The organism is Rhizobium sp. WYJ-E13 (assembly GCF_018987265.1).
In the GTDB taxonomy this organism is placed as follows: domain Bacteria; phylum Pseudomonadota; class Alphaproteobacteria; order Rhizobiales; family Rhizobiaceae; genus Rhizobium.
The window spans coordinates 3,809,715-3,821,022 of record NZ_CP076853.1 but is presented as its reverse complement, the minus strand read 5'-3'; the positions used below and the strand labels follow the sequence as shown (position 1 = coordinate 3,821,022).

The window sequence follows — 11,308 nt, the reverse complement described above, 5'->3', positions numbered from 1 at the left end:
GCGAAAGTTCCATCACAAGTGCAGATTCCGGCTGCACTGCGGAAAAAATAGGTCAACACGGCGACCGATGCGGGCAACTATAACGTCCGCGCGAAGAATGCAATTAATGGTAGTGTTTGCTGCATGATCGAAATGAAGAGGCGCGCGGGTCGCGCGCCTATGCTTATTCCGCAGCTTCGGGGGCAGTGCTAGTCGGGCCGGTTTTCGGTTCGCCGGCACGGGGCAGCTGCACCGGCTTCAGCATGATGGCGGCTATCAGACCGATCAAAGCAATGCCGCAAGAGGTCATGAACAGCGGTGAGAAGGCGGCGGCATAAGCATCCGCGACGGCCTGACGGCTGGTTTCGGGAAGGGCGGCCATCACTTTCGGCGTCAGCTCCTCGATATTGGCCACGCCCGGGATCGAGGAACCGAGCTTGCCGAGCTGCGATGCGATGATCGCACCGTAGATGGAGATGGCAATCGAAGCGCCGCCCATGCGCGACAGCGTGACCGAGCCGGTCGCCGCACCCACATCGCGGGCAGGCGCGGCGTTCTGCACGCCGATCACCGGAACCTGCTGGGCAAGGCCGATGCCGATACCATGCAGTAGCATGATCGTGCCGATGACGGCGATCGGCGTGCCAGCATGGACCCGCGACATCAGTGCGAAAGCAATGGCGCTGCAGGTGAGGCTGGCGATGGCGAAGGGCTTGTAGCGACCGGTCTTCGAAATGATGCGGCCGGCGTTCAGGGAGCCGCAGACGAGGCCGCCTGTCAGCAGGATGAAGAGCAGGCCTGCGCCAGATGGCGAAAGGCCTGTGGTCGTCTGCAGGAACAGAGCGAGGTAATTGACCATGCCGATGGCGATCGCGCCGCTCATTATCGAGACCACTAGCAGCAGGCTGAAGGTGGAATTGCGGAAAAGTGGCAGCGGGACGATCGGCTCCGGCGCCCGGCGTTCGACGAAAACCCAGGCGATGGCGCAAACCACGCCGAAGGCGACGATGCTGATGCTCTGCGGGGAGATCAACGCACCGAAAAGTTCGCTGCTGTCCGTCGCAAGCACGATGCTGGTCGTCGTCAACGCCAGCAGAAGTGCGCCGGCATAATCGATCTTCGGTCGACGATGCGGTTTGCGGTAGGGCAGCATGAAGGCGAGGCCTGCAAGCACGATGATGCCGATCGGCACGTTGACGAGGAAGATCGAGCGCCAGCCGAAGAGATCGCTCATCGTGCCGCCGAGGACCGGGCCGATGGCGCCGGAGGCCATCAGCACGAGGCTGGAATAGCTCTGGTAGCGGGCGCGTTCGCGCGGCTCGAAGAGGTCGGCGTTGACGGCGAAGATCGAAACCATGATACCGCCGCCGCCGAAACCCTGCAGCACACGGGCGGCGATCAGCGTGTTCATGGAGACGGCGAGACCGCAGACGGCGGAGCCTACCGTGAAGATCGCGATCGCTGTCATCATCACATATTTGCGGCCGAAGAGATCGCCGAGCTTTCCATAAAGCGGCATGACCGCACTCAGCGCCAGCAGATAGGCCGAGCCGATCCAGCCGAAGCGGTCCAGATGACCGAACTCGCCGACGATGGTCGGCAAGGCGGTGGAGACGATCTGATTATCCAGCGTCGCCATGAACATGGCGGTCATCAGGAAGAAAAAGAGGATGAGCCGCCGACGGGGATCCGTCACGAGCGGCGCGGGGGCAAGCTGCATATCCATGGGAGGGCCGATTTCGTTATGTCGATGCTTTATGTGCTAATGGCATATATTTGTCAATATCACATTATTGACATTGGCATATTTTATTTTTGATTCCGGTCTGTTATGGTTCCGTCATGAACGAGACGCTGACCAAGACAAGAACGCCAGAGATTGATGAGCCTCCCATGGACAGCGTGCCGCGCATCGGCCGCTCCATGACGCGCATGAGAATGATGACGGGCCGCCGGCTGATTGGCCGGCTGGCGATCCAGAGCGTGGCTCCGGATCTGGAACTCTCGCATCTCGATGTGCTGGATGCCGTAAGGCGGGCGCAGGCAAACGGCGAGGTGACCGTCGGGGCCATTGCCGAGATGCTGCGAATCGATCCGTCGCGGGCCAGCCGCGTCGTTTCCGATATGGTCAGCCGTAATGTTCTGCGCCGCGAGGCATCGCAGGCGGATGCGCGGCGTATCGTCGTCGTCATGACTCCGGTTGGACAGAACCTGCTGGCGGAAATCCAGGCCCAGAAGCTCGCCTTCGTTACCGAGGTCGTGCGGGACTGGCCGCAGGAAGAGATCGACACTTTCTCCGTCTTGTTCGAGAAATTCATCGGCGGTTACGAGGCGATCTTCCTGTCCCGCGACAAGGATACGCCAGGCTGAAGAAAATAGTCTGAGCGTTTGATCTCGCTCAAGCCGACCCGCCTAAGGCAGGCCTAAGTCTCTCCCCGTTCGACGACATCAGGAGAGATTCACATGAAACTTCATCCACTTCGGTTGAGGGGTATTTTTGCCGCAATCGTTTTCGCATCCTTCGGGCATGCGGCGCTTTCCGCCGACCTGGCGCCTTCGGCGGGCTCACCCGTCGCCACGCAAAGTCCGTGGCAGGTGCGTCTGCGCGCGCTAGGCGTAGTGACGCGCGATAACGGCTCGGTTGATGGCATTCCCGGATCCGGTCTTTCCTATTCGGACACAGTGGTTCCGGAAGCGGATATTTCCTATTTCTTCACCGACAATATTTCCGCGGAGCTCATCCTCGGCACGACCTATGCCAATGTGCATGGCGAAGGCTCGATTGCCGGCCTCGGCGATTTAGGCAAGACGTGGCTGCTGCCGCCAACGCTGACATTGCAATATCACTTCACCGATTTTGGTGCCTTCCAGCCGTATCTCGGTGCAGGCGTGAATTACACGGTCTTCTACAATCAGTCGGGTAAGAGCGCCGACAGCCTCGATGTGAAGAATACATTCGGCGTCGCGCTGCAGGCGGGTTTCGATTACATGTTCGATGAGCATTGGGGTGCGAACCTGGATGTGAAGAAGATCTTCCTGCGCCCGGATTTCGATGCCACCGTCGGCGGTGCCGATGTCAGCGGCAAGGCAAAACTCGATCCCTGGCTGATCGGCGCCGGTGTGACCTACCGCTTCTAAGAGAAAGGCGCCGGATCTTCGGCGCCTCTTCCCCTTCACCCCCGGTTTGCGCTATGGGCAATGCCCATGAGCCAATCCACCTTCACCATCCTGCTCGGCGGGGTACTCAGCCTGACGGATCGTCTGCGCGATGCCGTGCGGGACAGCCGGTTCATCGCGGCCGACGGCGGCATGCGCCACGCAGCGGCGCTGGACGTGGTGCCGGAATTGTGGGTTGGCGATTTCGATTCGACGCCGCCCGATCTCGACGGCGCCTTTCCCAATGTGCCGCGCCAGCCCTATCCGGCCGCGAAGGCAGCGACCGACGGCGAGATCGCCGTTTCCGAGGCAATCGAGCGTGGCGCGAAACGCCTGATCCTTGCCGGCGCATTGGGTGGCGAACGCTCCGACCATGCGCTTCAACATCTGCTCTATGGTGTCGAATTGGCGCAAAAAGGCTTCGACGTGCTCTTGACCTCGGGCAGCGAGGAGGCAGTGCCTTTGCTTCCCGGCTCGTTGGAGATCGATCTGCCGCCGGGTAGCCTGTTTTCCGTGCCGGGGTTCAGCGAACTGACCGGGCTCTTCATCGAAAATGCCCGCTATCCGCTTGCCGATTTCCATTTGCCATTCGGGTCGTCGCGCACCATTTCCAATGTGGCGGAAGGCCCCGTGCGCTTCTCGCTTGCCAGCGGCAGGGCCGTCGTGCTCGCGCGGCCCTATGATCTTTCCGGAGTCTGATTCTTGGCGCCTCCCATTCTGAAACTCGACGATATTTTCCTGAGCTTCGGCGGCACGCCGCTCTTGGCCGGGGCTGCCCTGCAGGTGGAAGCCGGCGACAAGATCTGCCTCGTCGGCCGCAACGGCTCGGGTAAATCGACGCTTCTGAAGATTGCTGCCGGTCTCGTCGATGCGCAGTCTGGTGAGGTCTTCCGGCATCCGGCATCAACGGTGCGTTATCTGGAACAGGCACCGGATTTTGCCGACTTCAAGACCGTGCAGGCCTATGCCGAGGCGGGGCTCGGGCCGGGCGACGATCCTTACCGGATCACATACCTGCTGTCGCACTTAGGGCTGACCGGCGAAGAGGACCCGAAGAACCTTTCCGGCGGCGAGGCGCGCCGCGCAGCACTTGCCCGTGTGCTGGCGCCGGAGCCCGATATCCTGCTGCTCGACGAGCCGACCAACCATCTCGACCTGCCGACCATCGAATGGCTGGAAGGCGAATTGCAGAAGACGCGCAGCGCTGTGGTGCTGATCTCGCACGACCGCCGCTTCCTCGAGAAGGTCTCGACAGCGACCGTCTGGCTCGATCGCGGCACGTCGCGTCGGCTCGACAGGGGCTTTGCGTTTTTCGAGGCCTGGCGCGACCAGGTGCTGGAGGCGGAAGAGCTGGAACAGCACAAGCTCGGCAAGGCGATCGAGCGCGAAGAGCACTGGCTGCGTTATGGCGTGACGGCACGGCGCAAGCGCAACATGCGACGGCTCGGCGAGTTGCAGACCATGCGCTCACAATATCGTGGCCATAAGGGGCCGCAGGGAACCGTGCAGGCGACCACATCCGACGCACAGGAATCCGGCAAGCTGGTGATCGAGGCCGACAAGATCACCAAGAGCTATGACGACAGGCCGATCGTCACGCCGTTCTCGATCCGCGTGCATCGAGGCGATTGCATCGGTCTGGTCGGTCCCAACGGTGCCGGCAAGACGACGCTTCTGAAGATGCTGACCGGCCAGCTTGCGCCTGACAGCGGCACGGTGAAGCTTGGCACCAATCTCGAAATTGCCACTCTCGACCAGAAGCGCGAAGACCTGAACCCCGAGGATACGCTTGCCAACTATTTGACGGATGGGCGTGGCGAAAACCTACTGGTCAATGGCGAGCAGCGGCATGTGACCGGCTACATGAAGGAATTCCTGTTCCAGCCGGAGCAGGCGCGCACACCGATCAAGAACCTCTCCGGCGGCGAGCGTGCCCGGTTGATGTTAGCACGCATACTATCGCGGCCGACCAACCTGCTGATCCTGGACGAACCGACCAACGACCTCGACATCGAGACTCTGGATCTGCTGCAGGAAATTGTCACAGGTTTTCCCGGCACCGTCATCCTCGTCAGCCATGATCGTGACTTTCTCGACCGGACGGTGACCTCGACGATCGCGCCTGCCAATCCGGAAGCGCCGGACGGACGCTGGATCGAATATGCCGGCGGCTATTCCGATATGCTGGCCCAGCGCAAGGGTGCCGCCGAAGAGCGCCGCAAGGCCGAGAAAGCGGCGGAGAAGCCGAAGTCGCAGGAGGCTGCGGCTGCCGCTCCTTCCATCTCGAAGGGCAAGCTCTCGTACAAGCAGAAATTCGCGCTCGAAAACCTGCCGAAGGAAATGGCGAAGGCGGAGGCCGAGATCGCCAAGCGCGAGGAGAAAATGGCTGATCCGAACCTCTTCACCAAAGACCCGGCGACGTTCAACCGACTGGCATCGGAGATGGAGAAGCTACGCGAAAACCTGACCAAGATGGAAGAGGAATGGCTGGAGCTCGAAATGTTGCGGGAAGAGCTGGAAGGTTGATCGGAATAAAAATTTCCTGAATGTCGGATCGGGTGGTTATTCGCCGTCCTTGGGCCGAGCGTGATCGACGGCATGGTGCCGCCACGTCATAAGGGAGATTTTCATGCGCATGATTTTCGTGAACCTGCCGGTTAAGGACCTCGTCAAGTCGAAGGAGTTCTTCTCGGCACTCGGCTTTTCCTACAATCCGAATTTTACCACCGACGACGCTGCCTGCATGATCGTCGAGGAAAATATCTACGTGATGCTGCTGACCCATGGTCATTTCCAACAGTTCATCGAAGGCGATATCGCCGATACGTCCAAGGGCAAGGAAGTACTGACCTGCCTTTCGGCCGGCAGCCGCGCCGAGGTAGATGACTACCTGAAGAAGGCACTGGCATCCGGCGGCAAGCCCTGGAAGCCGATCCTCGACATGGGTCCGATGTACGGATGCAGCTTCCAGGATCTCGACGGTCATGTCTGGGAAATCATGTATATGGATATGTCTGCTGCCGGCTGAGCCGGTATTTCCAAAGATCTGGTGTGGACTTCCGGTATCCGGGATCGAGTTGCCGGAGTCCATTTTCTCTCACTTTTCCTTGATTCGTCAGTGTTGCGTCATGCGGTATAGAGTGCCGCCCCGGCAGCCGGGACCGTGCCGATCAGAGGCAAGAAGGAAGAGTCACATGTCTCGCAAATCCTATACCGGACTATTCATGGCGCTTGCTGCCAGCAGTTGTGTCGTGCTCGGCCTTTCGCAGGCGGCGAGCGCGCAGGAAACGCAGCACATGCGCGTGCGTGGCACGATCGAGAGCCTGAGCGGCGATACACTGACCGTCAAGACCCGCGAGGGCAATGAGACGACGGTGGCACTCAAATCGGGCTGGAAGGTCGCCGGCATCAGGAATGCGTCGGTTGACGACATCAAGGTCGGCGATTTCGTCGGCGTCGCCTCCCTGCCGAAAGGCTCAGGTCCCGATGGTGCCATCGAGGTGCTGATTTTCCCGGCAGCGATGAAGGGTACCGGCGAAGGCAACCGTCCGTGGGACGTGCAGCCGAACAGCTCGATGACGAATGCGACCGTCAGCAATGCGGTCAAGGCCGTCGACGGCCACATGATCACGCTCACCTATCAAGGCAAGGAAAAGATCATCTCGATTGCCGATGGCACGCCGATCGTCACCTTTGCGCCGGCGACGAAGGACGACCTGAAGCCGGGTGCCGGCGTCATCGTCATGGCGGAAAAGGCCGCCGACGGCAGCATCTCGGCCGCGCAGGTCACCGTCGGCGTCCACGGCGTGATGCCGCCAATGTAAGACACACAGTTCCGGACGCAAAACCGCTACACAATTTTACGGGAATTGCCTTAAAGCGCCGGGGCGCGAGCCGCCGCGGCGCTTGACCCGAGAACCGAAACTACTGGTTCTTCCTCGGATTTCGAGGGCAGCGCCAGCAGATGCAATGTGCGCGGCTGCAGCGCTTCCAGATAGGTCTCCGAGCGGCCGATATAGATCATGCCGGTGTCCGGCATAGTGGCGAGCAGCTTTGTCATCGTATGCTGCCATTCCGGCTCCATGCCCTCGAGCACTTCGTCGAAAACGACCCAACGAGGCTTGACGAGAAGCAGGCGGGCAAAGCCGATTGCCTTTTGCTCGTCGGCGTCGAGAAGCTTGTCCCAGCGCGCACGGCTGTCGAGTCGGGCAACCAGCGCATGCAGACCGGCAGCCTCAAGCGCGGCTTCGATGGTCGCGGTGTCATAGGCCTCGGGTTTTTCGGGGAAGGAGATTGCCTCACGCAGCGTTCCGCCGGGGACGTAGGCGACCTGCGGGATGAACAGGATGTCGGCAATCGGCGGCAGACCAATCGTACCTTTGCCGCACGGCCAGAGGCCGGCCATGGCCTGGAAGAGCAGGCGGCGATTCACACTGTGATCGCCGTTGATCATGACCTTCTCGCCGGCCTTGATCGTAACATCCGTTTCGCGTATCCGGAAGCCGCCGCAATCCTCGATGTCCTCGCCAAGCTTGGCGACGATGACGACATCCTTCAGCGTCAACGTATCCGCTGCGGTTTCCTCATATACGATGGCATCCTTCAGATCGAAGTCGTCGTCCATCTCCTGCAGTGCCTGGCGGAAATCGGTGACGCGCATCAGCGTGGCGCGCCATTCGGCGATCGGGCCGAAGTTGGCGACATACCAGCGCAGTGCCGTGTTGACCTGGTTGAAGGCCCCGACCGACATCATCAGCTGGCCGAAGGTGAGGCCACCGGAGAAATAGGCAGGTGCTGCAACGATGATCGGAATGACGATGACCAGCCAGCCATAACCTGCCGAAACCCAGGTGAGGTTGGTATTGGCCATGGCGAGACGCTTGATAACCGCGAGAACGTTGCTGATGTCGATATTGATGCGCTTGCGCTCGTTTTCCTCGCCGTGCGCCACTGTAATCGCCGGCATGTTCTCGTTGGCGTGCATCAGCGCGAAGCGCAATTCGGCTTCCTTGGAGAAGCGGTCTGCATTGAGCTTGACAAGCTTGCGGCCGACGACCTGGCTCAGTACCGAGGCCGATGCAGCATAGAAGATTGCCGCCCAGACCATGTAGCCGGGAATGGAAAAACTGTAGCCGCTGATATGGAAGATGAAGCCGCTCGAAAGCTCCCACAACACGCCGATGAAGCTGACAAGCAGGATGGTCGACTGCAGGAGGCCGAGCACGAGACCGGTGGTGCTTTCGGCCAGGTTACGGGAGTCCTCATGCAGCCGCTGGTCCGGATTGACGCCGAGAATGCCGATGGTGGAGAGTTTGAGGGCGCGCTTGCGCTTCAGCCATTGATCGACGAGATCGCGCGAAAGCCCTTCGCGCATATAGAGCGCAGTCATCTGGTTCAGCCAGGCCTGCAGCACGTTGAGCAGCAGTAGCGCGCCGGCGATCATCGCGAAGATTTCGAGCTGGTGGAAGAACTCTCCAAGATCACGGCGTTCGAGTGAATCGTAGAAGGGGGCGTTCCATTCGTTGAGGATCACCTGTCCGTAGGCTGTCGCCAGGATGATGACGACAAGCAGGACCGCAAGCCCCACCACCTTGCCGCGGACCTGCGAATTCCAGAATGCGGAGAACATCACTCCAAGCCGATATGTCAGGCTGAGATCATACCCTACCCGGTCCTGACTCTGGATGCCCCTCCCCCTTTCGATGTTATTTGCCATTACAAGTTTCCAAATCCGCCCATCCTTATATTAATAACATGGGGGCGTCACTGGTCCATCAACAGATTCCGCCACCCATAAAGAAAGCGTGATGGCTTTTGCAGCTATCTGCATTGACAGTTGATTCGAAGCCGGACTGGCGCTATCTAGAATGCCCTGTGGTGATTTGGCCGGCCGGCTTGCAGCCACGTTAAATAAGTCGCTAAAGGGCCGCGTGCGGGCCGGTAGCGATTCATTCGCCGCCGGTTTTTTATTTTGATCGAGTTGACCGCAATGCCCATCAAGATCCCCGATACGCTGCCCGCCTTCGAAACCCTCGTGAATGAGGGCGTGCGGGTGATGACCGAAACGGTGGCCATCCGTCAGGATATCCGCCCGCTGCAGATCGGGCTGCTGAACCTCATGCCGAACAAGATCAAGACCGAGGTGCAGATGGCGCGCCTTGTGGGCGCTTCGCCGCTTCAGGTGGAATTCTCGCTGATCCGCGTCGGCAATCACAAGGCCAAGAATACCTCTGAAGAACATCTGCTTGCCTTCTACCAGACCTGGGAGGAAGTGAAGCACCGCAAGTTCGACGGCTTCATCATCACGGGCGCGCCGATCGAGACGCTGCCCTACGAGGATGTTACCTATTGGAAGGAAATGCAGCAGATTTTCGACTGGACCCAGACAAACGTCCATTCGACCATGAATGTCTGCTGGGGCGCGATGGCAGGGATCTACCATTTCCACGGCGTGCCGAAGTATGAGCTGAAGGAAAAGGCCTTCGGCGTCTACCGCCACAGCAACCTCAAGCCCTCCTCCGTCTATCTCACCGGTTTCTCCGACAATTTCGAGGTTCCGGTGTCGCGCTGGACCGAGGTGCGCCGGGCCGACATCGAGAAGGTCGACGGCCTCGAGATCCTGATGGAATCGAGCGAGATGGGCGTCTGTCTCGTCCACGAGCCGAAGGGTCGGCGGCTCTATATCTTCAATCACGTCGAATATGATTCCACGTCTCTCTCGGACGAATACTTCCGCGACGTGAATGCCGGCGTGCCGATCAAAATGCCGCACAATTACTTCCCGCATAACGATCCGGCACTTGCGCCGCAGAACCGCTGGCGCAGCCATGCGCATCTGCTTTTCGGCAACTGGATCAATGAGATCTACCAGACGACGCCCTACGATATCGAAGAGATCGGCTCGGACATCTGAGCGTTACAGGGTGGGTTTAGAAATGGCGCCGTCGCACTTCTGAGACGGCGTTTTGTTTTCCGGGTCCGCCCGGTTGCGATTTGCAGCGAATGGGGGCAGGTTCCGGTTCCTGAATCGTAGGGATGGAGTGAGCGTCGATCATGGTGGACAAATTGGAACGGGAAGTTTTCGGACAGACCAAGGAGGGGGAGACCGTCCATCGCGTCGTCATCCGCGGTGGCGGACTGACGGTCAAGGTGTTGAGTTGGGGCGCGGTTATCCAGGACGCGCGGCTGGAGGGCCATGATGCGCCGCTGGTGCTCGGCTTCGAGGATTTCAGCAGCTACCTCGCCCATTCGCCCTTCTTCGGGGCAACGCCGGGCCGCTGCGCCAACCGCGTCGGCGATGGCAAGTTCACGCTCGACGGCAAGGCTTACCAACTCGAACTCAACGAGAAGGGTGTCACGCATCTTCATGGCGGCAGCAACAATATTGGTACGCTCGTCTGGACGATCGTTGAACATGAGGCCGACCGCGTGGTGCTGAAGATCGTCGACCGCGATGGCCGCGCCGGTTATCCCGGCAACTGCATGATCCAGGCGACCTATCGCGTGCACGGCAATGGCGAGCTTTCTGTCAATTACGAGACGACGACGGACCAGCCGACGATCGCCAACGTCTGCCAGCATTCCTATTTCAATCTCGATGGCCGCGAAGATGCCCTGGCGCATGACATCATGATCGCCGCCGACCACTATCTGCCGACCAGTGAGAAGCAGATACCGACCGGCGAGATCCGCCCTGTTGCGGGGAGCGAGTTCGATTTCCGCGAGATGGCGCCAATGAAGCGCTTCGTCAGGCAGGAGCAGGCCCTCTACGACCACAATTTCTGCTTATCGAGCGAGCGCACGGCCAAGCGCTCCGTCGTGCTTGCCCGCAGCCTGCATTCCGGTGTGTCGCTGGAAGTGCGCACGACAGAGCCGGGCGTGCAGTTCTATGCCGGTTTCAAGCTCAACGTGCCTGTGCCGGGTCTCGGCGGCCGTAAATATGGTCCCTTCGCCGGCTTCTGCCTGGAAACACAGATCTGGCCTGACGCGATCAATCACCAGGGCTTCCCCAATGCGGTGCTGCGCCCAGGCGAAGTGCTGCGTCAGGAAACGGATTACATCTTCGCGAAGAACTGAGTTCGTCGTCTCATCTGGATCAATGAACCCTCGCGGCGCCCTGCGAGGGTTTTTCTTTGACGGAACGAATCCGCTTGCCGATTGGTTCTAAATAGGT

The 11,308-nt window shown here is 59.9% G+C and carries 10 protein-coding genes and 1 riboswitch; of the genes, 8 read left to right on the top strand and 2 right to left on the bottom strand.

Annotated features, from left to right (window positions below):
• Nucleotides 1–163: 163 nt before the first annotated feature.
• Nucleotides 164–1,705, bottom strand: coding sequence for an MDR family MFS transporter (locus KQ933_RS18975; RefSeq protein ID WP_216756296.1), 1,542 nt, complete (start codon nucleotides 1,703–1,705; stop codon nucleotides 164–166).
• A gap of 116 nt (nucleotides 1,706–1,821) precedes the next feature.
• Here KQ933_RS18975 and KQ933_RS18970 point away from each other — a divergent pair, with 116 nt between their 5' ends.
• The 6 genes from KQ933_RS18970 to KQ933_RS18945 all read left to right on the top strand — a co-directional run bounded on the left by KQ933_RS18970 (nucleotide 1,822) and on the right by KQ933_RS18945 (nucleotide 6,959).
• Nucleotides 1,822–2,349, top strand: a complete 528-nt coding sequence (locus KQ933_RS18970; protein WP_216756295.1) for a MarR family winged helix-turn-helix transcriptional regulator — start codon at nucleotides 1,822–1,824, stop codon at nucleotides 2,347–2,349.
• A 93-nt stretch (nucleotides 2,350–2,442) separates the two neighbouring features.
• Nucleotides 2,443–3,117 (top strand): OmpW family protein, encoded by a 675-nt coding sequence (locus KQ933_RS18965; RefSeq protein ID WP_216756294.1) that lies wholly within the window; start codon nucleotides 2,443–2,445, stop codon nucleotides 3,115–3,117.
• 60 nt (nucleotides 3,118–3,177) lie between these two features.
• Entirely contained in the window at nucleotides 3,178–3,834 is a 657-nt protein-coding gene (locus KQ933_RS18960) for a thiamine diphosphokinase (protein ID WP_253958257.1), read from the top strand.
• 3 nt (nucleotides 3,835–3,837) lie between these two features.
• On the top strand, nucleotides 3,838–5,661 hold the full coding sequence (locus tag KQ933_RS18955) for an ABC-F family ATP-binding cassette domain-containing protein (RefSeq protein WP_216756292.1): 1,824 nt from the start codon (nucleotides 3,838–3,840) through the stop codon (nucleotides 5,659–5,661).
• Between the two features lie 103 nt (nucleotides 5,662–5,764).
• A complete protein-coding gene (locus tag KQ933_RS18950; RefSeq protein ID WP_216756291.1) occupies nucleotides 5,765–6,163 on the top strand; it encodes a VOC family protein in 399 nt (132 codons plus the stop codon).
• A gap of 166 nt (nucleotides 6,164–6,329) precedes the next feature.
• Nucleotides 6,330–6,959, top strand: a complete 630-nt coding sequence (locus tag KQ933_RS18945) for a DUF5666 domain-containing protein (protein WP_216756290.1) — start codon at nucleotides 6,330–6,332, stop codon at nucleotides 6,957–6,959.
• 50 nt (nucleotides 6,960–7,009) lie between these two features.
• On the opposite strand, the gene KQ933_RS18940 is transcribed toward KQ933_RS18945, so the two are convergent.
• Nucleotides 7,010–8,851 (bottom strand): ABC transporter ATP-binding protein/permease, encoded by a 1,842-nt coding sequence (locus KQ933_RS18940; RefSeq protein ID WP_216756289.1) that lies wholly within the window; start codon nucleotides 8,849–8,851, stop codon nucleotides 7,010–7,012.
• A gap of 148 nt (nucleotides 8,852–8,999) precedes the next feature.
• Nucleotides 9,000–9,077: riboswitch (SAM riboswitch) on the top strand.
• A 47-nt stretch (nucleotides 9,078–9,124) separates the two neighbouring features.
• Between KQ933_RS18940 and metA the strand changes: the two genes are divergently transcribed.
• Together metA and KQ933_RS18930 are read left to right on the top strand one after the other, a co-directional pair.
• Nucleotides 9,125–10,048 (top strand): homoserine O-succinyltransferase, encoded by a 924-nt coding sequence (metA, locus tag KQ933_RS18935; protein ID WP_216756288.1) that lies wholly within the window; start codon nucleotides 9,125–9,127, stop codon nucleotides 10,046–10,048.
• 140 nt (nucleotides 10,049–10,188) lie between these two features.
• The gene (locus KQ933_RS18930) at nucleotides 10,189–11,211 is read left to right on the top strand and encodes an aldose epimerase family protein (protein WP_216756287.1); all 1,023 of its coding nucleotides are present in this window, start codon (nucleotides 10,189–10,191) and stop codon (nucleotides 11,209–11,211) included.
• Nucleotides 11,212–11,308 lie beyond the last annotated feature (97 nt).